The sequence below is a fragment of the Acinetobacter lwoffii genome (assembly GCF_024129115.1).
GTDB lineage: Bacteria > Pseudomonadota > Gammaproteobacteria > Pseudomonadales > Moraxellaceae > Acinetobacter > Acinetobacter lwoffii_T.
In genome coordinates, this window is record NZ_JAMXXO010000011.1 from 75,998 (window position 1) to 99,972 (window position 23,975).

The 23,975-nt window shown below is 37.6% G+C and carries 14 protein-coding genes and 6 pseudogenes; 13 read left to right on the forward strand and 7 right to left on the reverse strand.

Annotated features, from left to right (window positions below; genetic code table 11):
* The first annotated feature begins 179 nt into the window (after nt 1-179).
* The 6 genes and pseudogenes from NI470_RS09835 to NI470_RS15900 all read left to right on the forward strand — a co-directional run.
* On the forward strand, nt 180-854 hold the full coding sequence (locus NI470_RS09835) for a hypothetical protein (RefSeq protein WP_004280945.1): 675 nt from the start codon (nt 180-182) through the stop codon (nt 852-854).
* Entirely contained in the window at nt 854-3,130 is a 2,277-nt protein-coding gene (locus tag NI470_RS09840; RefSeq protein WP_253148289.1) for a hypothetical protein, read from the forward strand. Before NI470_RS09835 ends, NI470_RS09840 begins: the two co-directional genes overlap by 1 nt.
* Nucleotides 3,114-6,269, forward strand: coding sequence for a site-specific integrase (locus NI470_RS09845; protein ID WP_034705560.1), 3,156 nt, complete (start codon nt 3,114-3,116; stop codon nt 6,267-6,269). The genes NI470_RS09840 and NI470_RS09845 overlap by 17 nt, the downstream gene beginning before the upstream one ends.
* Nucleotides 6,270-6,424: 155 nt before the next feature.
* Nucleotides 6,425-7,000: a LexA family protein gene (locus tag NI470_RS09850; protein ID WP_005105086.1), complete on the forward strand. Its 576-nt coding sequence runs from the start codon at nt 6,425-6,427 to the stop codon at nt 6,998-7,000.
* Between the two features lie 23 nt (nt 7,001-7,023).
* Nucleotides 7,024-8,322, forward strand: coding sequence for a Y-family DNA polymerase (locus NI470_RS09855; protein ID WP_005108359.1), 1,299 nt, complete (start codon nt 7,024-7,026; stop codon nt 8,320-8,322).
* A gap of 10 nt (nt 8,323-8,332) precedes the next feature.
* Nucleotides 8,333-8,631 (forward strand): annotated as a pseudogene (locus tag NI470_RS15900) (hypothetical protein); the annotation flags it as partial.
* 716 nt (nt 8,632-9,347) lie between these two features.
* Here NI470_RS15900 and NI470_RS09860 read toward each other — a convergent pair.
* Both NI470_RS09860 and NI470_RS09865 read right to left on the reverse strand, forming a co-directional pair.
* Nucleotides 9,348-11,258: a bifunctional metallophosphatase/5'-nucleotidase gene (locus tag NI470_RS09860; RefSeq protein ID WP_005105082.1), complete on the reverse strand. Its 1,911-nt coding sequence runs from the start codon at nt 11,256-11,258 to the stop codon at nt 9,348-9,350.
* Nucleotides 11,259-11,550: 292 nt separating this feature from the next.
* Nucleotides 11,551-14,013 carry an ExeM/NucH family extracellular endonuclease gene (locus NI470_RS09865; RefSeq protein WP_200004097.1) on the reverse strand — a complete coding sequence of 821 codons (2,463 nt, stop codon included), beginning with the start codon at nt 14,011-14,013 and terminating at the stop codon, nt 11,551-11,553.
* Between the two features lie 393 nt (nt 14,014-14,406).
* On the opposite strand from NI470_RS09865, the gene ppk1 reads away from it, so the two are divergent.
* Nucleotides 14,407-16,485 carry a polyphosphate kinase 1 gene (gene ppk1 / locus NI470_RS09870; protein WP_005105077.1) on the forward strand — a complete coding sequence of 693 codons (2,079 nt, stop codon included), beginning with the start codon at nt 14,407-14,409 and terminating at the stop codon, nt 16,483-16,485.
* 16 nt (nt 16,486-16,501) lie between these two features.
* Here the strand turns inward: ppk1 and NI470_RS15905 are convergent.
* Nucleotides 16,502-16,591 (reverse strand): annotated as a pseudogene (locus NI470_RS15905) (IS982 family transposase); the annotation flags it as partial.
* Between the two features lie 70 nt (nt 16,592-16,661).
* Here NI470_RS15905 and NI470_RS15840 point away from each other — a divergent pair.
* Nucleotides 16,662-16,874, forward strand: a pseudogene (locus tag NI470_RS15840) (hypothetical protein); the annotation flags it as partial.
* A gap of 44 nt (nt 16,875-16,918) precedes the next feature.
* Here NI470_RS15840 and NI470_RS09875 read toward each other — a convergent pair.
* Nucleotides 16,919-18,691: an alkaline phosphatase D family protein gene (locus NI470_RS09875; protein WP_004280933.1), complete on the reverse strand. Its 1,773-nt coding sequence runs from the start codon at nt 18,689-18,691 to the stop codon at nt 16,919-16,921.
* A 108-nt stretch (nt 18,692-18,799) separates the two neighbouring features.
* Nucleotides 18,800-18,955, reverse strand: a pseudogene (locus NI470_RS09880) (IS982 family transposase); the annotation flags it as partial.
* 206 nt (nt 18,956-19,161) lie between these two features.
* On the opposite strand from NI470_RS09880, the gene NI470_RS09885 reads away from it, so the two are divergent.
* From NI470_RS09885 to NI470_RS09895, 3 genes and pseudogenes are all read left to right on the forward strand, one after another.
* Nucleotides 19,162-19,353, forward strand: a complete 192-nt coding sequence (locus NI470_RS09885; protein WP_005105075.1) for a hypothetical protein — start codon at nt 19,162-19,164, stop codon at nt 19,351-19,353.
* An 84-nt stretch (nt 19,354-19,437) separates the two neighbouring features.
* Nucleotides 19,438-19,563: pseudogene (locus tag NI470_RS09890) on the forward strand (IS4 family transposase); the annotation flags it as partial.
* A 153-nt stretch (nt 19,564-19,716) separates the two neighbouring features.
* Nucleotides 19,717-19,953, forward strand: a complete 237-nt coding sequence (locus tag NI470_RS09895; RefSeq protein ID WP_004280931.1) for a VF530 family protein — start codon at nt 19,717-19,719, stop codon at nt 19,951-19,953.
* Nucleotides 19,954-20,503: 550 nt separating this feature from the next.
* Here the strand turns inward: NI470_RS09895 and NI470_RS09900 are convergent.
* Complete coding sequence (locus tag NI470_RS09900; protein WP_253148290.1) at nt 20,504-22,204, reverse strand: NAD-dependent malic enzyme; 1,701 nt, start codon at nt 22,202-22,204, stop codon at nt 20,504-20,506.
* Nucleotides 22,205-22,498: 294 nt separating this feature from the next.
* Between NI470_RS09900 and NI470_RS09905 the strand changes: the two genes are divergently transcribed.
* The gene (locus NI470_RS09905; protein WP_253148291.1) at nt 22,499-23,461 is read left to right on the forward strand and encodes an alpha/beta hydrolase; all 963 of its coding nucleotides are present in this window, start codon (nt 22,499-22,501) and stop codon (nt 23,459-23,461) included.
* Nucleotides 23,462-23,466: 5 nt separating this feature from the next.
* Here NI470_RS09905 and NI470_RS09910 read toward each other — a convergent pair whose 3' ends face one another.
* Nucleotides 23,467-23,790, reverse strand: a complete 324-nt coding sequence (locus NI470_RS09910) for a hypothetical protein (RefSeq protein WP_253153969.1) — start codon at nt 23,788-23,790, stop codon at nt 23,467-23,469.
* 28 nt (nt 23,791-23,818) lie between these two features.
* Between NI470_RS09910 and NI470_RS09915 the strand changes: the two are divergent.
* A pseudogene (locus NI470_RS09915) lies at nt 23,819-23,975 on the forward strand (aldehyde dehydrogenase); the annotation flags it as partial.

Here is a 23,975-nt window from a genome sequence, read left to right on the forward strand (position 1 = left end):
TATTTTTTGCCAATTCACAAATATAGCTAACTAATAGTGAGTATCCTATCCAGTAGGAAATTTTGAAACCTTCGATAATAAAAAACTTTAAAATTAAGAAAAAAATGATGCCTCCTGCCATATTCAAAAACTCTAAATATCCTTGAATATTACTATATTATTTTTATTCAATGGCATTTATGGATTTGACATCTGAACTACTTTTAAAGTTTCCAGCAACACAGATAAGTACTGTAAAAAATTTCAAAAAAAGCAGAATCACCATTCATCCACACGCTTATGGTTTCAATCTATGCTACTTAAATATGTGGAAAAATCTCGCAGTAGATTTAGATATTTCTAATCGTATAAAAGAACTTCATGTCTGGAAAACTCCAGAATTTGATAGCTACACCGTTTTTAATAATATTCACTTATATCTTAGCTACTTAAAGAATGATATCAAAGAAGTCACTTTAATTATTCATCATCAACAATCTTTTTCAGATGACGAATTATTATTTCTGAAAGAGTTATGCAGTCTTGAATTTATTCAATTCATCAAATCTAATAAAATTAATATTCTGTCGTTAAATCCCAAAAAAGCATTGCATTTGATTAACACGCATCTTTCACGTCAAACACTATTAACTCTTAATAAAGAATCATCTTTAAAGCCACATTATCAAATGAGTCTGGAGCTGCTAGCACAACTGCTTTCATGTTCTCGAAATCAACTTAATCGACGTATTAAAAATATCGAACAACAGCGCACACATATTTTTAATGAATTATCACTCAACAGCAGCTGTGTAAAAGAACTCATTGGTCACTCTGATAGTTGCCTAAGTACAGAAAAAATTTGGAGATCATAGTGTCGAACTCTCTAAACGAGTATATTGATTTGCCAGTTATTTCACTGCAAAAAACACTAGAAAAACTGTTTGGTGATGAGCAATTTGAACGTACGCAACATATTAACTTTGTGGTTAAAATATTGTCTTCTAAACAGACTGACAATTTTCTGGTTGGTCTCAATCTTGATTACTTTGATATCGATGTAGACTTTGATTCGCAACTGCCGACACCTCCGGTAATCGCGTTCACGAAAAAAGTTAAGATTAGTGATTTACCTATTACGTCATACATCAATTCAATTGCACAATTTTCTGAATTGCAGACGCATGCAAAAAATTGGAATATTTTAGTTTTAAAAGCGGCAATTTATTTAATTGCTCTTCCTGAGCTTAAACCAGAGCTTTTTAAACAAGCACACACAGAACACTTCAATACCATAAAGCGCTTATTTCAGCGCTTTAGGAATGCGAATAAAAATTTAGATACTGAAAAAAAATATCAAAATACAGAAGAGTATCAACGTCTCTGGAATACCTATCTTCAAGATCCAACGCTGAGCTTAGAACAATTTATTCAACATCTGATCACATTAGATAAGGATGAATTGCCTGAGTTTGACCGTAATCTACTCAATGATATTCGTGTTACCTTTAACTACGTTTTAAAAAACAAAGCGAAGATTGCACGTGCAAGTATCGGTACACAGCTTCAACATCAATTTCTTGATGAAGAACAATTCATTGAAGAAAGTGTAGAAATAAAAAAAAGTGCTAAATCTAAAGCACTGAATATAGAAACGTTAATTGATGAGCCAGTTAGTCGGCAAATTGTTGTCAATCCAACTCATGTCACACCACTGGCAGCACATTCAGAAACGATTCAAAGTTATGTTCTACCACTCGTTGCAAAACATATTCAACGTAAAGAACATTTACTCACGTCGAGTAGTTTTTTCCCAAATCCATCTAGCGTGAACCATCTACTGAAAAGACTTCATGGGGACTACTCTGAACATCAAAATAAAAGTGCTTTGATCCTGATACTTGCATTTTTAACAGGCAATAGTGTGAATGAGTGGTTATATATAGAAAGTAAGCGAGCTAAAAAATTAAATAACCGCCAAGAATTGCTCCATAAAAATGATCAGTTCTTCTTACGCAGTAAATTTAATATATTTGAGAACCGCAATTTTAAGTATTCGGACAGCTTGCTCAATCAGACTATCTATTTAGACATTCCAATTCCGAATCTATTCATAGAGGATCTTCGCAAAATGGATTCGGTTAGTATCGATGATATACAGCAATATTTACGCAAATTAAGACAAGAATTACTGATTCCAAAACTGTCTGTCGTAAAGGTGAGTTCTCTACTGCATCACACGGTTCTTGAAAAAACAGGTAATAAACAACTTGCAGACCTAGTTACAGGGATTGATGCAAATCAGTCATCGTCTATTTCTTATTGTCATCAGAATATCCCGCGTTTACACGCACAATATCTCGATATTTTAAAATCACTCTGTACGGATATAGTGCGTAAATATGAAAGTGGTGTTACCACTTCACCATCTGATTCAACACTTTATTTTGGTAGTCGTAAAGCTCCCAAGCCACAGGTAATTACAGAGATTTTTGCTGTATTGAAATTTAATATTTTTTCACAAGCCGAAGATGACCTAATTTCAATCTTTAATCATTACAACATCTGGTTATGGCATATCCTTCTTCTTTTTACAGCAGCACGCCCCGTTGCTGAATTCCCTGGATTTCTTAAAAACTTTAATTTAAAACGCCAAATTTTGATGGTTTCAGACAAAGAAGTAGGCGGCCGTAATGGATTTGGACGCCTCATTCCACTTTGCCCATTTTTAGTTGAAGAGATAAAAAAATTCCTTAATTTTTTAGAATATTTTTTGATTCAAATCATGATGAGTCAACCAGCTTTAAGTGAGGTCATACAACAAATCAAAATGAGTAAGCTCCCCCTCTTGGGAATCATTCAGAATAATGACTGGATACCGTTAAGCCCATCTTCAGTAAAAAAATTTCATCCAGAATTAGGTCTTGATCATGCAAACTGGCATCGCCACACAGCTCGTGCATTTTTAACTCATAAAGTTTCTGAACCTGAAATTTTGGCACTTTTTGGACATGAGCTTATGCAACAAGAAGCAGCCCATCCATTTTCCAGTTTATCGCTCTCTCAATTTTCCAAAATTGCAGATGTTTTAGAGCAAATGAAAACGTATTTTAAAATTACAGGTGTTGAAGTTGATGTCCTCACGCAATAAAAAAATCTCAAAAAAACGCTATGCAGAAGATAGACGTCAACTTCAACGTAATGAATTAGAAAAGAATCTACGAGCTGATGCAGAACATGAGCTCCGCCAATACTTTGATGAACAAAAATTCTCAACTGAAGACTTAATTCAAGCTTATCCTGCGATTTATGAGTTTATTAAACGTAAAGCACCAAATTTGGCTTGGAATAAATATGCACATGAATTCTTCCGAACATATATCAAAGACCTCAATAAGAGCAATAACCTAGACCTCCCACTACCTTATCTCACCTTCGAGATGAAACGTGATGAACCAATTTTCACTTTGGATTGGATCCAGGCCGGTCATGAAATTGACATCATCCTCGAAAAACTGTGGCACTACTGGATTCTTGCTCAAGATAGCTCGACGTTTTCTGATGAAGAAATTATTGCAAATATTCTGCTTTGCTCAATGCTATATGGTGGACTAAGTCAAACAGCAACATTAAATGCATTACTTGAACATTTAAAGAATCCCGTAAAAATCCAAAAAATTTGCGATTTAAATATCATCTTTTTAGAGCCATTTTCTCCAAGCTATGGCGATCTATTTGTCGATGAGAAAACAATTCGAAAATCGCGTAATTTTGTTCCAGATCAACTCACACGACTTTGGCTCATTCACTTCAACACAAGGCAAATTCGTGACATCAGTCTAGACGTGGATGCTTATCTACACCTCATTTTTCAAAAAATAAAACATCCATACACCCAAAAGACTTTCAAATTTCTACGTGACTATGCCAATTTTAATTGGGTACAACTGCACAATGCAGATATTGATCCTGCCCTCTCACAATGTTTGTTAGAAAACACGCTCACGTGTGGTTTATCTGAACATGAGTTTGAAAATTTTGCATTCCCAAAACTCAAAACTCAATTAAGTGATGAAATCGAACAAAATGTCTCTTCTACCGCCAAAGCCCTACCAGATCTCAATACGTCTGAAGCAGTAGAAAATATCATATTTATTCATAAAAACTTGCTGAAAATTATTCGCACACCATCAACGGAACACCCCATTGCTGAACTTATTATTGATTTTTGCCTGCTTCACCAAGAGCAGTTTAATAAGTTTTCTAAGCGTATTATCTTATGGCTCATCAGTCTGTATCGACCAAATTCAGAGCAAATAAAAAAATTATCAGCCACTTTTGATTTTGATACAACTCAGTACACGAAGGCATCTCAAGACAATCAAAAACTCGCAGATAGTTCAATCTATACATATTACACCCGGATTGCAGAACCGTTTTTAACTCATGCCTTGCAATACGTCGATGCCGATGATGACATTAATGATCTACTGAACAAAATCTATCAACAAATCATTAGCAATACACGACTTGCTGATGAAGCAGATGAACCTGAGTTTAAAAAATCTAAAGACCAAACGATCCGCATGTTGAAACGTTTTCACACCTTCCAGCAAATTGTTTTTCAAGCAGAAGATTTCGAACTTGAATTTATCGCATCGCAAAGTCGACCTCGGGCACGCATCATAGGTCATACAGCCTTCCAGGTCATATTAAAGAAGTTAAATCAGCTCTTACATGACCAATCCATCTCAGACCATCACTATAAATTATTAAAAATCATTTATATTTTGGCTTACCGTACTGGTCTGCGTATTAACGAAATCCTCGGGTTACGTGTAAAAGATATCGAGGGTTTAGATCAATTTTCCATCTGGGTTCAACCGTATGGTTCGAAAAAACAAGGAAATCAACATCTGCTCAAAACTGATAGTGCGGAACGCATTGTGCCTGCCTACGCTTTGCTTAAAGACGATGAATACCAATTTTTTAGCGATTTTATTGTTGAAAAACGTTTAGAGAATAAGAAAAGTTTATATTTATTCAGCAATTTAAATGAAAATAAAAAACTGAATCGACACACTGTCACTGTGCCCCTAAAACTGATAATGAATCACGTGTTTAAAGGACATCATTATTCATTTCACTCTTTTCGTCACACTGCAGCGAATCATTTATCACTTGTACTTAACTGTGAATATGCGCCACTTGTGCAAGAGCTAACTGACTATAGCGAAAACGAATATCAAAAAATTCGAGATGAACTTCTTCAAAATCAACATGGACAAAACCATTGGTTTGTTATCGCACATCTTTTAGGGCATATAGAACCCATTGAAACTTTCAAAAGTTATATTCACTTAAGTTATCTCATTGCTGGTCAAAAACTACTAAAACATCATCCAGATATGCCAAATGAACTGGCTAAAAAAATCATGGGCTACAATGCAACATATAAAAATTTGAAAATAACAAAGGATGAAAAAAACTTTAATTTTGAGAAAAATCAGGCCGTTCTAGCCACTATATTATTGAATGATCAAACAAACTGGCTTCAGAGTAATGCTACTGACATTCTTGCAGAACTGTCAGTACAAACAAATCAATCCCATGACTTTTTTGCTTTCTTCGCCGGCACAGAAGGCTCTAAAATTTCACTTCAACGCTTTTATGAAACCTTAAATCAATTAGAGATTCACAACGATCCTCAAGCTGTATCTCAAAAAATGTGTTTACCAGAAGAGCTTGTCAATTATTGGTATGAAAATGCCCTAAATTTAGCAGACATTAAATCAAAAAAAGGGAATCCCCGTTTATTTAGTATTGATAGCTCAATCCACTTAAAACCAGCAATGCTTGATAGCGCTGAAGAGCTTTATACAGTGACATATTTTTTTGAACATCTACAGAAAATAGCTCGTAAAAATCCAGCACAAATTGCATACGTCCTAAATGTATTTTTAACTCGAGTGACCGCATCACATACCGGTATCCATTACCGCTGGAAGGATATCGATCAACTCGAACATTTTTACTCCCAAGTTAAGGCTTTATTTCCTGCCAAATTTTGGCACTTACTTGGACAAGATTTGCAAACAAAGTTAGATGGTAAACAACAGCCTCAACTTTTTAAATTAGCAAAAGCATCAACAGGTAAACATCCATCGACTCTAGAGGAGTTTCCTCGTCTGCAACTCTATTCGGTAAAAGATGGCCATGCTCTTGCAGCATTTAAGTTTTGTCTACATCTAGCCTGTATTGGCAGACCACGATCTCTTAAACTTCAATAGAAGTTACTCAGTATGCCGCGAATTAACAAAAGATAAGGCCTATAAGTTCCGGGAATTTATAATTTCACCTTAACCATTCATCCAAATTATATTGTTTTTACAAAGAGTTAAAGTTAATATTTGATTTTGTCACAAAATCAAATAGTAGGTAGATTATGAACAATAATCGTGGTGGAATCAGAGAAGGTGCAGGTAGAAAACTGAAATATAACGAGCCTACAAAAACATTAAGAGTGCCCCTCTCTAAGATTATAGAGATTAAAAACTATCTCAATAAGACAGAAAACCCGTGCTTTAATGATATTGCTTCAATCTCTGTTGTAGAGTCATCCACCTACATGAAAATTCCTTTAGCCGCTGAGAAAATCGCTGCTGGCTTTCCATCCCCTGCCCAAGACTATGTAGATAAAACTCTAGACATGAATGAACACTTGATTAGAAATGAAGCAGCAACCTTTGTGGTGAAAGTCGCTTCACTTTCTATGCGAGATGCAGGTATTGAGATTGATGATGAACTGATTGTAGACCGAAGTATTGACGCCAAACATGAAGACATCGTGATTGCACTGATCGACAATGATTTCACTGTAAAACGCTTAATGATCGAAAATAATTATCGTTGGCTTAAAGCTGAAAATCCAGATTGCTCAGACATTCATCTGCAAGATGGCCAGGAAATGGTGATTTGGGGTGTGGTTACTTTTGTCATTAAGTCATTTAGAAATCGTTAATTTCTTTATTGGTTTCCTGCCCAATGACCATATATTCTCAGAAAATCTACGCTTTAGTAGACATTAATAATTGCTATGTGAGTTGTGAGCGCATCTTTAACCCTGGTCTAAAAGATAAACCAGTAATTGTCCTGTCTAATAATGATGGCTGCGCTGTAGCCCGCTCTCAAGAGGCCAAGGACCTAGGCATTAAGATGGGTGTTCCTCTATTTCAGATCAAGGACATCGTTGAACAGCATCAGGTCCAAGTGCTTTCTAGCAATTATGCCCTGTATGCAGAGATGTCACGCAGATTCATGAAAGTCCTGTCCGACTTTGTTTCTCCTAAAGAACAGGAGATTTACTCTATTGATGAATGTTTTCTCGATCTGACAGCCCATGCGGGAAATTACGACTTAACTGACTATACCCAGCACATTCGTCAGCGTATTTTTTCTTGGCTTGGTTTACCAGTATGTATTGGCATTGGCAGATCTAAGACAGAAGCAAAACTAGCAAACCACATTGCGAAAAAGAATGTTTATCTGAACGGTGTATGCAACCTAGTTTCAATGGATCCTTGCTCTGCTGAAGATCTGTACCAAGCTATAGAAGTGAGTGAAATCTGGGGAGTTGGCAGGAAGCACAGCCAAAAGCTCAACAGCATGGGGATACACTCAGTCATGGATTTCATTATGGCTTCGCCTCTGATGATCAGAGATCAGTTTTCTATCGTCATGCATAGGACATTACTGGAATTGCAGGGTGTTTCATGTATAGAGCTAGAGCATACGCGGGCACCAAAAAAGCAGATTGTTGCAAGCCGTTCTTTTGGACAAAGGATTTACCATATTGACGACTTAAAAGAAGCTATGAGCCTCTATGTGCAAGATGCAGTTACTCGTTTAAGAGGTGAAAATTTATTGTGTGGTTATATAATTGGCTTCGTACAATCTAACCCGTTTGACACGTATAGACCTTATTACAGCAAGTCAGCTGCAGTGACTTTACAAGAACCTACTGACAACCTGTTAGTGTTCTCTAAAATTGCTACCACGATGATTGATGACTTGTATACCAAAGATATTGCCTTTAAGAAATGTGGCGTGATCTTGACGTGCCTGGAGCCTAAAGCTTCCCATATTTATGACCTGTTCACTGACATGAAGCAAATAAGCTTAGACAATAACCTGATGGATTCACTTGAGGAAATCCATCATAAGTTTGGCAAAACCAAGCTGGCTTTAGGAGCAAGTACGTTACCGAATAGAACCTGGAACATGTCAAGAGATCGGCTAACTCAAAACTACTTCAAGTGGGATCAATTATTGAATGTGAAATAATTTGAATGATTTATTTCCTGCCAAATTTTGGCACTTACTTGGACAAGATTTGCAAAAAAGTTAGATGTTAAACAACAGCCTCAACTTTTCAAATTAGTAAAATCATCAATAGATAAATATCCATCGACTCTAGAGGATTTTCCTCGTCTGCAGCTCTATTCAGTAAAAGATGGTCATGCTCTGCAATTTTAGTTTTGCTTAGCGTGTATTGGCCGCCCACGATCTGTTCAGCTTAATGAGTTAGATGACATATCACCTGCTACCCTACATAAGCCTATGACTGTATTACACCAAGAGCGACTTTTTTAAAAAATTAACCCACTGTTCTATTTGTATTTAAATAGATATTCCTGGTTAATATTGGATTAAATATTCTTCATAGGCATGTAAATACTAGGCATCATTATCATCAATAGTGATCACCTGTTAGCTGTTTATAAATGTCGGTTCAAAGTTTTCATATCTCTTTCACTCATTGTGTAATTTATTTAAGGTTCTCTTTGCATTGACTGCATCCATGTGTACCACCAATAAGAAAAGAAAAACCCCGCTCAATAACTTGACGGGGCTGTTAGTGCCGTAACAATTTCGGCTAGGGATTAGATATTTTTTTCAAGAAAAAAATCTGTTTAACTCTCCCAAATTAAACAGATCAATTTGCGCTGTATCACTAATTATTCAGTATTATTTATTTGCACTAAATATAAAATCAAATTATTTCACTATGATGAAAATAGTTTATTTGATTCTTAAATATCACTTAACGTCTTTCAAAAAATTACGACAAACCTTAGATTTTCCAGCAAAAACTATGTAATCAACTTCCATTGTACTATATAGACCAAATATACGCTTTACGAATCGGAATAGTTATTTCCCCTTTTAAATTAATTTGAATGAAAATTTAAAAAGTAATATTTCTCTAATCCATAGTTTTAAAAAAAAGAAGCTCAATGGAGCTTCTTTTTTTTAAAACTATGGATCGGTCTGAGCCAAAATTTTTATCTTTTATCAATAAATCCTTTTTATTCTTTATAATTTTGCGTGCTGTATTGCTCAACTGGCAATCGGGACAAGGCCTTTTGCCCTTTTTCACCAGGTAACCCTTCTACATACTGCAAAAATGCTTCTGCATAATCTAATCCCACATCTATACGACGCTCACCAGTAATGTCTTTAAAGCTTGTGTAAAAGTCCTGACCATCAGCCAGAAAGTTGATGGTAATTACTTGATAGGTCTGATTCATATTTAATGGCTGATATTGACCTTGTGCATTTCGAACCTTTAAATTGGATAAACGCTGACCCTTTGCCTTAGTTAAATCTACATCCCATTGTAGTCCACCCGCATATGGATAACTGCCTGTGTTATTACTCGTAACAGCATCCATGGCATCTTCCAGCACTGCTTTAATTTCTTGGCCAGTTGCATTTAATTGTACTAAGGTATTTTTGAATGGCAGCACTGTATAAATTTTCTCTACCGTAATATCACCTTGAGGCAGATCTACCCTTACCCCTCCTCCGTTTTGGATTGAAATATCTGCATTAAAATATTTTTTACCTTGCTGTAGAAATGCTTCGGCAACCAGCTGCTGTACATCACCCCCATGCTGATTAATAAAATCTGCTTTATTGCAGACATCACCTAAACTAGAACGTGATGTATCTTTGGTCATTCCTGGAACACGACGTAAGCATAAATTATCATTAGCAATGGCAACTTTTTCTTTGCCTAATAAGTTTTTAGCGACTTTATACGGTTCTAAAATACTTAAAGCTATAGCATCAGGCTGTACAATACGTAAGGAGTTACTATTTTCAATATCTCGCTTAATAGAATCTAGTTCCGTACTCATCAATGCTGGAGCATCTTTAGCTGTACGTTTAAAATCATCGCCAATCAATACATTGGCTTTTCCTGCACATGCTTCAATTTTACCATCGGCATCAAAGTTGACTTTGAGTTGTCCGACGACATAACTATATTGCCATGCCTGTACAACACAGACCTGATCACCATCTTTATTTTTTAATACAGTGGGATAGTCACCCTCTGGGCTTATACCGTAACTTTTAAGTTTCGCATCTGCCAGCAAGGTATGAGAATCTCCGCCAACAATGACATCAACGCCTGACAATTTAGTGGCTAAATCTTTTTCTAACCCGTACCCTAAATGAGATTGAACAATAATTTTATTGATGCCTTGCTGTTTTAGCTCATCAATATATTTTTGTGCAGTAACTACTTCATCATTAAATACAGTATCTTGATTTGGTCGAGAAGCATTTTTAGTTTTATTGGCAATCGTTAAACCAATTAAAGCAATTTTCTGCCCTTCTTTTTCCATAACTGTATAAGGTTTAACAAGGTTAGTTTGGTATAGTGCTGAAGTTTTTCCAAACTCGACATTTGCACTCAAGACTTGGGTTTTATTTTCACAATTACCTTTATCATTTAAGAATCCAATAAATTTTTTTAAGCCATCATCCGTATTATCGAATTCATGATTACCTAGCGTTAACGTATCGAAACAAACACTATTCATGAGATCTGCCTCTGCTTCACCTTCTTTCAAAGTAAAATAGAGGTCCCCAGTAATGGCATCACCTGAATGAATTTTTATTGGATTCTTCTCAGTGCTTGCCAAAGTATTCATCAACGCAGCAACGCGTGCAAAACCACCATTAGAGACTTGTATTTCTTCACGTTTACCCATCGAAGTTTCAAGCATTAATATAGTACTTTCCTCATCCAAATGTGAATGACTGTCATTAATATGTACTAAATTGACTTCCAGCGGTTTAGGAGGAATAACAGGCGTTATATTCGTATTTTCTTTACTATCATTATTACACCCAGTTAAAAACATACTAGAAACTAATAAACTGCATGTAAAACCCGAATACCTAGTTAGTTTATTATTAAAAGACATGACCACCCCACCTGATTATAATTTAAACAAACATCATGTAGGTCTGCTGTTTAAAATTCATGACATTCACTATTTTTTCTAATTGTTTTTTAACAAATGGTTAAGTTATCCCATTAGGGAACTTTTCATTTCATGCCCCAAGCTTAAATTATAAATTTTGAATAAGCATATGTTTGATTATTGCTTGGCTAATTTTTTAAGCACTCAATAAAATAAGGAGAAATATGAAATTTCCCCTTATAGATTAAATTTATTTCGTCAGTTTTCTTAATTTACAGTCGATGAACTCATATCAAAATTTACGTCTGCGTATCATGGAAACTAAAACGAGGCCCGTTAAGGTTAACATTGACCAGATCCCCATGCTGCCACCGCTTATTTTTCCTGTATCAGGATTACTCGATATATTTTCGTTTAAATCCATATCAACAATTACAGGATCATGATCGGAAGAACGGAATGCATCATCGCTATAGAATGCTGCAATTTGCTCATCTGTTTTATATTCTTCGTTATAGTCTAAGGCCGTCGGCTCATCAGCATTGATGTGCCAAGCAAAAGCGCGTTTCACCATTGGATATAAGTCTGCATCAGCAATTGCATGGTCTAGGTTTCCTGCGCCCCCATTGCCATTGGCATCACTTGCAACACCAAATACATAACTATAGGCTGTTTTACCTTGTCCAATTTTTTCGTCATTGAGCAAGACTTTATAATTGGCTTTTTCTAATGCTAAAATCGGATCTTCTTTAGCATAACTATTCATATCACCGACCAGCAAATAATTTGGTTTAGCCACTTGTGTTGGATTTTTTGCAATCCACTGCATAAGTTCTTGTACTGCAGTTAAACGTGTTGCATTCCAGCAACCTTGACCATCACCCTGATCAGCATCGGCCAGAGTTTTATCGGTAGGACAACTGCCTTTCGACTTTAAGTGATTGGGTACTATCGTAAATATTTTTCCACCATTTACAGATTGGAAACTTTGCGCCATGGTGACACGGTTCTTTTCAGTCTGATCATCATAAACTGCAGGCTCACCTACAGGTTTTACGCGCTTACTGTTATAGATAATCGCAACTGCAATTGCATCTGTACCTAATTTTGTCATTTGGGTTGGAATGACATATTTCCAGTCTGCACCTAAGGCTTGCGATAAGTATGCCACTGCACTTTTATCATCAAAACCATTATTTGCGATTTCCATTAACCCATACACATCGGCATCAATTGTTTTTAAAGCACTGACAATTTTTTGATGTTGCTTCTTAAACTCAGTTTCTGAGCTTGCACCACGTTCTGTTGGGAAACCTTTTTCTGAACCATTATCATAATTTAAGACATTAAAAGCCGCAGCGCGAATTTGTTTAACATCTTTTGGAATCACCGTTGAAGGACGTAAATTAGTATCCTTGATAATTTCAGGTTGTACCTTCCCCTGTATCGGTTGAATTCGCCATGCATTAAAACGATATTCTAAAATCCCCTCAACATTTTTCAGTTCAGAACCTGTTCTTAATGTATTTATGGCATTGAAGTTTTGCGGAAGTAATGGTGTTCTATTTTGATTATTATAGCCATCATCCAAGATAATTTTAGAAAGCAGATTTTGCTGGGCTAATGCAACTGCTTCAGCAGATTTTGCAGGATATAGATTAGTTGGAATATACAAGCGACCTAAACTTAAAGATAGCTCACCATAACGACCGTAATTGTAATTTTCACTTATCGTTAAAGTTTGTGGGATTTTAACCAGCATCCCTTGATAGCGTTTAGGTACATTTCCTGCTATCTCCGTCAAACTGGTAAACGGTAAATTAAGTGCCTGTGCCGTGACTGTATTGGATGCTTGTGTATGACAGGTTTGAATATTTTGATCAAGTTGATCTATTTGGAGTTGGTTTTGATATGAGGTTAAACGACCTTTTAAAATAACCTCTTCACCTACTTTTCCTCCAGTGATTTTACTACTTGCAGGAAGATAGACAAAAATAGCATTACTTAAATTGGATTTGGCTTTACTATCGGGCGTTTGTATATAAAAACCAGAAAAACCATTGTCATAACGGTAGTCTGCGGTAATAACACCACGAACAACATATGGTTGATTTTCTGCGGCAGATTGTAGGTCCGCAATCGCCGTATCTGCTGTATTACAACTGATAGGAGTAACGGGGGAGGTTATAGGCGCGCTTGTATCTAAATACTGGGAAAACTCATTTCGATCAGACCATTTAGACCATTCGCTTTCTAACTCAAATGCTGTTGCAGGATCAATTGAAGTTACATTATTTGAAGTTTTAGTACGTGACAAACTATTTTGATAACTACTAAAACCCACTCCCCAACCAGTACCTGGATCCTCTCCCACACGACCAAAACGGTCTATTGGAGTACCTTTATAAAACAGGACCAAGGTATCATCTCCATTAAATGCAAGTCCTGCCACTTGATTGACTTTATTACCAATTACTGCCTGCAACTCTGTTCGACCAATAATGTATTTTGCTTTACTTGCCAATGAACCTTCTAATTGAAAAGTCGCAGATTTCGTGGTTGAACCATTAGTAAATTGTTGAATCTCATAATCAGCTAAGTTCACTGTTAAACTGTCAGGGTTATAAATTTCCAAACCCTTTTTATTAGATGTACCATCTATATACTGACTAAACATTAATTGTGCATGTGCAGAAAACGAGCACCCCATAAGTATTAAACTTAAACTCAATATTTTTGGTTTTATATTCATAATGATTTTGAACAGTTGTTAAAATTCAAAATAGCTTAGTTTTTATACATGACATCACTATGAATAACTGATGACAGTTTTAGTGAAATCGCTTTTCTAGAATTTTTCTCATTAAGCCCCCAAGTTGTCCCGGTTTAAATCAACGTTGCCCCTTTTCTTCTAAATTCAGATAAAAGTCTGAATATTACCCAGATGAAATAACAATACAGTACGATGTCATAAATATGTCATGAAACAGTCACAGAATGCTTAGTTGAATAAAGTTTAATTCTTAGCCTTTCTACAGAATTAGTCATTTTTTTATTTACAAAGAGTCAATTAACCTCTTTCAAAGGCTTTAAAGAATTTTCTATTAGCTTCCTTCAGCGCTGCAATCTGACTTTATAAGAGCCATAAATGACTACCTTAAATGTGTCTTCAAACTCTTCATCACATCCGTTAAAAAAGTATATAAATAGAGAGCTCTCACTATTTGAGTTTCATAAGCGGGTGTTGGCACAGGCGAAAGATACTGAATACCCTTTACTTGAACGATTAAATTTTTTAATTATTTTTTCAAGTAATCTGGATGAGTTTTTTGAAATACGAGTTGCCAGTTTAATGCAACAAATTGAACTTTCAGATCATGCTAGAGCTCGTCCAGATAACTCACTCCTCTCAGATATAGTCACCACCATTTCCAAACTTGCACACGAAGCTGTCGAAGAACAGTATAAAATACTTAATTATAATCTCTTACCACAACTGCAAGGACATGGTGTTCATTTCATTCAGTATGGTGACATCCTCGAAAAACATAAAGAATGGATTAAGGACTATTTCCATAATGAAGTTCGACCTGTGGTCACACCTATCAGTTTAGATCCAGCCCACCCCTTTCCTCGGCTAGTGAATAAAAGTCTAAATTTCATTGTAACCCTAGAAGGTAAAGATGCATTTGGACGAAAAATTGATTTGGCGATTGTTCCCGCACCACGATCATTACCTAGATTAGTAAAGTTACCTAATAGTATTTCTGGCGAGGATGAACACTACATTCTACTTTCAGCCATTATTCAGCAACATCTTCATGAGTTATTTCCAGGGGTAACCACCACTGGATGTTATCAATTTCGGGTCACACGTAATGCAGATTTAACTATCTCAGAAGATGTTGAAGACTTAGCAATTGCCTTAAAAGATGAACTATCCTCACGGCGCTTTGGTCGGGCTGTAAGACTTGAGGTGACTAAAAATTGCCCTGAAAATATTATTGATTATTTACTTGGACAATTTGATCTTAAGCAAGAGCAACTCTATCGTATTGACGGCCCGCTTAATCTGGCGCGCTTTATATCGAACTTCAATTTGCCAGAGTTACGTTTTCCTCCCCATGTACAAAAATTACCGAAAGTGTTGTATGGGAAAAAATCCATATTTGAGGTATTAAAAACCGGAGATGTTTTATTACATCACCCTTTTCACTCTTTCGCTCCGGTCATTAAGCTACTGAAAGAGGCAGCCCATGATCCACATGTGTTAGCCATAAAACAAACCCTTTATCGGAGTGGTGTACATTCTGAAATTGTGCAAGTCCTTGCTGAAGCGGCACGAAATGGTAAGGAAGTCACAGCAGTGATTGAATTACGTGCTCGCTTTGATGAAGAGTCAAATATCGAAGTTGCCAATCTATTACAAGAAGCTGGGGCGGTTGTTGTATATGGGATCGTTGGCTATAAAACCCACGCCAAAATGATTCTGATCGTGCGTCGTGAAATAGACAAAATTAAACGTTATGTTCATTTAGGCACAGGTAACTATCATGCAATGAATGCCAAAATCTATACTGATTATGGACTACTGACCAGTGATGCTGATATTTGTGAAGATGTCCATAAAGTCTTTCAGGAGCTCACAGGCATGGGGAAAATGGTCAAATTGAAAAAACTTTTTCATGCACCATTTACTCTGCATTCTCAATTGATTGAACTCATCGAAACTGAAACTGAAAATAGCAAAGCAGGCAAAAAAGCGCAGATTATTATTAAAGTAAATGCCTTAACTGAACCTCAACTAATTGATGCCCTATATAGGGCATCTAAAGCGGGCGTTCAAATCGATTTGATTGTCCGTTCAATTTGCTGCTTACGCCCACAAGTGAAAGGGCTTTCTGAAAATATTCGAGTCCGCTCAATTGTGGGACGTTTTTTAGAACATACCCGGGTTTATTATTTTTACCATCAGGGCGAAAACAAGCTTTATTGCGCCAGTGCAGATTGGATGGGGCGTAATTTATTCTCTCGCATCGAGACCTGTTTCCCAATCGAAGATAAAAAACTTCGTAAACAAATTCTGCAAGATGGCTTAATGAATTATCTTCAAGATAACCGCCGTGCATGGGAGCTTCAAGCAGATGGAACATGGATTCAATGTACACCAAGTTTGGATAAGCCCATGTATATCGCACAACAGCACTTATTAAACCATACATCTTAATTAACCCGAATCCTGTTTAAGCCACTGATTCTATAATTAGAATTTTTGGCTTATTTTGATGGGTGAGTTGATATGCACATAACAATGCGTAAATCCCCAAATTAAAATCCGCGGAATCAGGGACAAAGCCAAGCTCTTAATTCCTTGGGCCTTGGCTGCCATGATTTTTGTTCCCATTACATAAAATCTGTTTTTGGGCTTATAAAAAACCTGCCTGCTACGACTAAAATTACGTTTTTATTCAAGCCATGATCCTCGGTATGCCGAACTAAAACAGCAATTAATTCACTTTGCCGGATTATATACGCGGCTACTAAAATATGAGCATCAGTATTGCAAATACGATCAAACATCTGGATATTGATAGCTATAGGGATGAAATGTTATAAAAAAATATCCGGGCATTGGCCCGGATATTTAAACTCTAAGCAGCTTAGGCAGTTTGCTTTAACGGTTTGATTTCATTTAATTCATGATCTAATTGAAGCTGATACGCACGGCTTTGATCAACCTGATAACTACGATTCTGGATGCTATCGATAAAAATCCAGTTCGCCTGTACCTGATCCGGGGTAAATGCAACACTCAAGTATCCGCGTTGATTCAAATTACAATAATTCAGCTCATCAATTAGCGTAGTAAATGCCATTTCAAATTCCTGTAACTGGGCTAAGGGAATCTGCAAATACTTCTCCATACCCGGTGATGAAACTGAACTGGTCGCTAGTTCTACCCCGACTGTACTGCCGGCTTGATCTCTCAAAGTGGAGTTCCAGGCATTATGGGTATCTCCTGCAAGTACAATCAGTTTTTTATTCAGCTGTTTACAAGCCGTATAAATCACCTCACGCTCCACGACGTACCCATCCCAGGCATCAAGATTATAAGGCACAACAGTCAGTATTCTGGCTAATTCTGCCTTTGTCAAAGTTGGATCATTTTGCAGATAGCGTATTTTTAGGCCTACCAGTTCTGTCAGCATCTGACGCACTTGTAGCAACACATCTGCAGTGGCCTGACCACTGGTGATCTGCCCCAAAACAGCCAGAATTTCGGCCGGAATTAGCATCTTGCTCATCAGCACCTGCTGACCCAGCACATTCCAGACGGCATTCGATTGGCTGAGTTGTTTCAGTATCCATTCACGTTGTGTATGTCCTAACAAGGTACGCGTCGGATTGAGCAAATCTGTCTGAAATTTATTGGCATCTAGTCCTGTCGCGGTAAGATAGTCAGCATATTGCAATTGCTTGTTACGCGCCAAAATACGAGTATCCAGCATATTCAGCTGAACCAGATCACCAAAATTAAACTGGCGATAAATATTCAAATGATCTGTTTCAGACACTGGACGAATCGGCATCCATTCAAAATAGGCCTGCAAAGCAGCCAGCTTACGTGCAAAAAAATCACCTTCTGAAACATCATGATTTTCCGCACCCTGCTCCCAGGTATCATTGGTCAGCTCATGATCATCCCAGACCACAATAAATGGATGACGCTGATGTGCTGCTTGTAAGTCCGCATCAGTTCGATACAAGGCATAACGCTTGCGGTAGTCTTCCAGTTTAATGATTTCCTCAGCATTATCTGCAGCCAGACTTCGGCCTAATGCTGCAGCCTGTTCAGTCGCATAACCACCCATCCCGTACTCATAAATGTAATCCCCTAAATGAATCACCACATCTAGGTCTTGCTGGGCAATTTCCTGATAGATATGAAAATATCCGGCTGGATAATTGGAACATGAACAAACGGCAAATTGCACCAGCTTGCTTTGCGTGGCTAAAGTTTTGGTTTGACCGACAGATGAATATACCGATGCACACTTAAAACGGTAAAAATAAGTTTGCCCTGCCGATAGACGATCCGCATCGACTTTAACCGTGAAATCTTGCGACCGACTGGTTTCAACTTGTCCTGTATTGATTATCTGGCGAAAATCCTGATCGGCAGCAATTTCCCACTGCACCTGATAACGCAGGTTTTCATCTTCCGGACTTAAGCGTGTCCATAGAATTATCCGATCCTGTAAGGGATCACCACTGGCCACCCCATGTTTAAAAGCGACTTTAGGATGTGCCTGAGCTTGATCTGAAGCATCCTCATCACTGCCACAAGCGGTCAAAGATATGGGTAAAGACAAAGCACCGAAGCCTGCAATGGAGGTCTTAAGCAGTTCACGTCTGGATATTTTTTTAGTCATAACAGCTTTCTATTGTGGGTTTTTTGTTCTTTTTTAATCCAGTTCGATGACATTAATATCTCTAAATTATGACATTTCTATGAAGCCTAATTTTTCCAAGTCCTAAATATACCAAATGACGATAAAACTAATTTCTGAGAGGCTGATTTGGGCTATTCGAATTCTTATAGACTGATGACTTTATTTAGAAAATTTCCAATAAGTTGCTTCAAATTTCAGAAAGAAATCATCAATTACGCAGAATAATTCGTTACTATTGAACATCGGGGCTAAAGCTTTAGGTTTGGTAACTCAACTGATGGCTCTAGTCCTCTTATTTTTCAAGTTTATTTCTTATCCGCGATTCGGGTTAATTAACCTGGGGTGATTACTCCATAAGCTATTAGCCCTTAAATGCGCTTTGTACTTTAATCTAATCTCAATAATTAAAGATTAGATTAAAAGAACCCCAAATTAAATGGTTGAAAGATATGAGTGATATCAGCGTAAAAAAAGTCAATAAATTAATTGAAGAGTTTGAACAAGAAGGAAATAAGGTAGACCGATTGGAGATAGGTTACAAAACATATGCAGCCTTGATGTTAGATAAGAAATTTGCTGATAAAGTCACAAAATCAAATGAAGACCCTAAAGAGCGTCTTTATAAACAAATAAAAATTTAGCTGGTTACTGAAAAACATTATTTTAAGGTTAGGTGAAATAATTTTCTTTCCTAAGATAAAAAATCAGATTAACTCTGAACTAATACAGTTCAGCGCTTACTCAGAATAATTCCAGTAAATTTATTTGAAATAAAAACCTTAAAAGCGTTATTTTCACTCGATAAAGCCTCCATCAATCAAGAGGAAGCTCGCGTAAGCTTCCTCTTGTAAAAATTGTGGGACAGCAGTGGCAGTCCAAAATATGGTTATGTGTGTCTAGAATTTTGGTGGCTATTCAGTCCATCATTACCTACATTCCAACTCTCTAGTTTTCCAACTAGCCCAGGTTATAATAATGGCCACCCAAAATACGATTGATCTATTATGAACACCACCAATGATCCTTTACACGGTAAAAAACTTGCTGACATTTTGGATGAATTATTGGATTACTACGGTGGCTTTGAAGGTTTAAGTCGTAAAATTGAGATTAGATGTTTTTGCATAGACCCAAGTGTTAAATCATCATTGCGATTCTTGCGTACCACCCCATGGGCACGTGAAAAAGTAGAAAACTTATATTTGTATGTCTTACGCCAAAAGGCCAAACAGAAATCGTAGCAGTCAAAGCCCTAACCTCATCATAATATTATACCAAATAGTAAACTACTCTTAGAAAGAGAATATATATGTCGGTAATTATTGTTGATTTACATATTAAAATTAGTGACCAAAACTTAAAGCACCCTACTCTACCTTAAATTACACCACACAAAATAAAAACCCTATATAACTGTTATATATAGGGTTTATTGAAATACCAATTATGTTATTTAGTGTATTTTATGTCGGTGACTATTGCCAAGGTTGGGGTCGGGAGTTCGAGTCTCCTTTCCCGCTCCAGATTCTAAAAAAGCCCTGATCGAAAGATCGGGGCTTTTTTTATGCTGATGTTATTTTCTTTAAATGATTCTTTCATTTTTATTTCACTCAATAAAAAATTCTTAATGTACTTTCTGATTTTATAACCAAGATATGACCATGACACCCCTAAGACAATAAAAAAGCCCTCATCAAAAGATCAGGGCTTTTTGATATTCCATCAATGAATCAGATGAAAGCAGGCTGGCGCAAAAAAACTAGCGATGATAAGAATCCATCTTCAATACAATTAAAAGGTGATCCGCTGATAGTCACGGTATTGCGGTGTCCAGAAATTATGCTCTATTGCTAGCTGCAATTCTTCTACACTGACTTTCGGTGCTACTCCGTCTTCAATCGCAGCAAGTGCCACTTTTAAGGCAATCTGCTTCGAAATTGACTGTAAACAATCCAGATTCGGCAATAAATCTGCCTGAGGGTCTTTGAGTTTAGGAGAACAGTCCGCCAAGGCATTACTCGAGGCCATCAGCATATTATCCGTGACACGTTTTGCACCTGAAGCAACTACGCCCAGACCGATACCCGGAAAAATATAAGAGTTATTGCATTGGGAAATATGATGAATCTGTCCCTGATAATTCACCGGGGCAAATGGACTACCCGTTGCAATCAATGCTCTGCCTTTGGTCCATTGCAAGATGTCTGCCGGAACAGCTTCTACGCGGGAAGTTGGGTTAGATAAAGGGAAAACAATCGGTTGTACGCTGTTTTCAGCCATGGCTTCAATCACTTCCTGAGTGAATAGACCTGGCTGTCCAGATACGCCAATCAATACCGTCGGTTTGGCACGTTTGACCACATCCAGTAGAGAAATCATACTCTCTGCATCTGCCCAGCTTTCTACATTTTCAAGCGGCTGTGCCAGTTTTCGCTGGAAGTCCAGTAAATTCGGCTGATTCTCAGTGATCAGACCAAAGCGGTCGACCATAAATACACGTGCGCGTGCTTCGGCATCACTTAAGCCCTCAGCAACCATTTGCTTAATAATCTGTTCTGCAATCCCGCAACCGGCTGAACCTGCGCCCAGGAAAGTAACCACCTGATCTTTGAGCAGTTTGCCTGCTGCGCGCGAAGCAGCAATCAGGCTGCCCACAGACACTGCTGCGGTGCCCTGAATATCATCATTAAAACAACAGATTCGATCACGATATTTTTCCAGCAAAGGCATGGCATTTTTCTGTGCAAAGTCTTCAAACTGAATTAAGGCATCTGGCCAGCGCTGTTGAATCGCCCGAATCACCGTCTCGACAAAAGCATAGTATTCATCGCCGCTGATTCGTGGTTCACGCCAGCCCATATAAATCGGGTCATTTAACAACTGCTGATTATTGGTACCGACATCAAGAGTAATCGGTAAGGTATAGGCCGGACTGATCCCGCCACATGCGGTGTAGAGTGCCAGTTTTCCAATGGGAATCCCCATACCACCGATGCCTTGATCTCCAAGACCCAAAATGCGCTCACCATCTGTAATCACAATCACTTTCACGTTCTTTTTATTGATATTGTGAATAATCTGGTCGATCTGATCACGGTCAGGATAGGAAATAAAGATCCCACGATGACGGCGATAAATATCAGAAAAGCGCTGACATGCCTCACCCACAGTCGGGGTATAGATAATCGGCATCATCTCACTGAGGTGATTTTCAATCAGATGGTAAAACAGGGTCTCATTAGTATCCTGAATATTCCGCAAATAAATATGCTTGTTAATATCACTGCTGAAAGCACAATACTGCTGATAAGAACGCTGACTTTGCTCCTCAATCGTCTCGGTGACATGAGGAATCAAGCCATGCAAGTTAAAGCTTCTACGCTCTTCTTCAGAAAATGCAGAGCCTTTATTGAGTAGTGGGAGTTCTAGCAGAGTATTTCCAGCATAAGGAATATATAAAGGGCGTTTACTGTTCAAATTTTCTCTGGGCATTATTTAACTCATCTAATCAATCTTCGGCAGTTCTGCCAAAATAATGACATCACTCTCGTTATTTTATATAGCTTATCCTGATTTTAGCCTCTTGGGTCATTTAGCAAATTTATAATACTTGTAGCAGGATTTTATAATCTGATAACACCTATTTTCAGCCTAGGTTTTGGACGGTTTCTAAAATTAACCCGTATTCGTATTTTTTAATTTAAATCGGCAACAAGTTCTGTTTGACAAAAAACCTCAGCTCATCAAGGATAAAGCATAAATTTAATAAGACCAACGAGTATAAGAATGAGTGAACTGCAACCGCTTTATCAGCCCGATATTTTGGGGACAGGCTATGAACAATCGATCTTAAACTTTCCCGATGATTATGAGGGCAAAGTCGTAGCAACCCTGATCCGTAAAAAAGCAGCCCAACCCACAAAAAAAGCAGTTTTATATATTCACGGCTTTATCGATTATTTTTTTCAGACCGAAATGGCAGAGCGCTTTAATCAGCATGGTTTTGATTTTTATGCGCTGGATTTAAGAAAGTACGGACGTTCGATTCTGCCACATCAAAAATATTATAACGTCTATGACCTGGCTGAATATGATGCAGAAATTACCCAAGCCCTCGACATTATAGCAGCTGAGGGCCACGATGCTGCCCTGCTCTGTGGTCATTCTACCGGCGGCCTGACCACAACCTTGTATGCGGCACATCATCCGCAGCATCCTTTAATCAAAGCGCTTTGGGTCAACAGTCCGTTTTATGACTTCAACATGAATCCGATCAAGCGCGCGCTCGGCATCCCGCAATTGAGCAGACTGGCTAAAATTTTTCCCAATCTTAAATTTCCAAGCGAGCTGAACAAGTGGTATGCCACCAGCCTTCATAAGGATTTAAAAGGCGAATGGGACTTCAGTCTGGACTGGAAAAAGACCCGCTACCCTAGAGTAAGGATCAGTTTTGTTCGTGCCATTCATGAGGCACAAAAGGAAATTCACCGCGGTGTTCAGATTGATATTCCGGTACTGGTCATGCATTCGCACCAAACGCTCAATCCTAAAAAATGGGGCAAAGCGGCACAGAGTAGCGATGTGATTTTAGGCATTAAAGATATTCGTAAATATGCCAAAAAAATCAAAGGTGATGTCACGGTTCTGAGTATTCAGAACGGTTTACATGATCTGGTACTTTCAGAGAAATCAGTACGCGAGCAGGTTTATCAGCAGCTGTTTCAGTGGCTGCATGACCAAGGTCTTTAAACACTTTAAATAAAGCAGCGAGGAGAAATGAAAATTTCATTCGTTTCTCCATTTTGGCTGTCTGGTAAAACCCGCACTATGGTGTGAATGTAAGTAAACACATTGAAAATATGCCAATCTTTCGATGTTTTTAAACTTTCATAACCTATTGTTTTTAAATTTAAGAATTGAGAATTTATAGCTTTTATTTCTCTAATGCTTGTCTCCAAATATTGTCTTTTGTAGCAAGCCTGTAAACAAACAACCGTCTGTCTTGTTCCCTCTTTATAGTAGAGCTGAATGCAGAAGCGCCTATATTTTTTGATCAGCAAAATGCGCTCAGCCTGCACCACTAACAATCATATAAAGGAATAGATTATGCGTTATGCAGACCCCAATACTGACGGTGCAAAAATTCAATTTAAAGCCCAATACGACAACTTCATTGGCGGCGAATGGGTCGCTCCGGTCAAAGGTGAATACTTTGACAACATCTCTCCGGTAGATGGCAAAGTCTTTACCAAGGTTCCGCGTT

Bases quoted from the DNA above. Each gene is read 5' to 3' on its own strand.
- NI470_RS09860 (WP_005105082.1), bottom strand. From the start codon at position 11,258: ATGTCTTTTAATAATAAACTAACTAGGTATTCGGGTTTTACATGCAGT.
- NI470_RS09895 (WP_004280931.1), top strand. From the start codon at position 19,717: ATGAACACCACCAATGATCCTTTACACGGTAAAAAACTTGCTGACATT.
- NI470_RS09845 (WP_034705560.1), top strand. From the start codon at position 3,114: ATGTCCTCACGCAATAAAAAAATCTCAAAAAAACGCTATGCAGAAGAT.
- NI470_RS09885 (WP_005105075.1), top strand. From the start codon at position 19,162: ATGAGTGATATCAGCGTAAAAAAAGTCAATAAATTAATTGAAGAGTTT.
- NI470_RS09905 (WP_253148291.1), top strand. From the start codon at position 22,499: ATGAGTGAACTGCAACCGCTTTATCAGCCCGATATTTTGGGGACAGGC.
- ppk1 (WP_005105077.1), top strand. From the start codon at position 14,407: ATGACTACCTTAAATGTGTCTTCAAACTCTTCATCACATCCGTTAAAA.
- NI470_RS09875 (WP_004280933.1), bottom strand. From the start codon at position 18,691: ATGACTAAAAAAATATCCAGACGTGAACTGCTTAAGACCTCCATTGCA.
- NI470_RS09900 (WP_253148290.1), bottom strand. From the start codon at position 22,204: ATGCCCAGAGAAAATTTGAACAGTAAACGCCCTTTATATATTCCTTAT.
- NI470_RS09850 (WP_005105086.1), top strand. From the start codon at position 6,425: ATGAACAATAATCGTGGTGGAATCAGAGAAGGTGCAGGTAGAAAACTG.
- NI470_RS09835 (WP_004280945.1), top strand. From the start codon at position 180: ATGGATTTGACATCTGAACTACTTTTAAAGTTTCCAGCAACACAGATA.
- NI470_RS09855 (WP_005108359.1), top strand. From the start codon at position 7,024: ATGACCATATATTCTCAGAAAATCTACGCTTTAGTAGACATTAATAAT.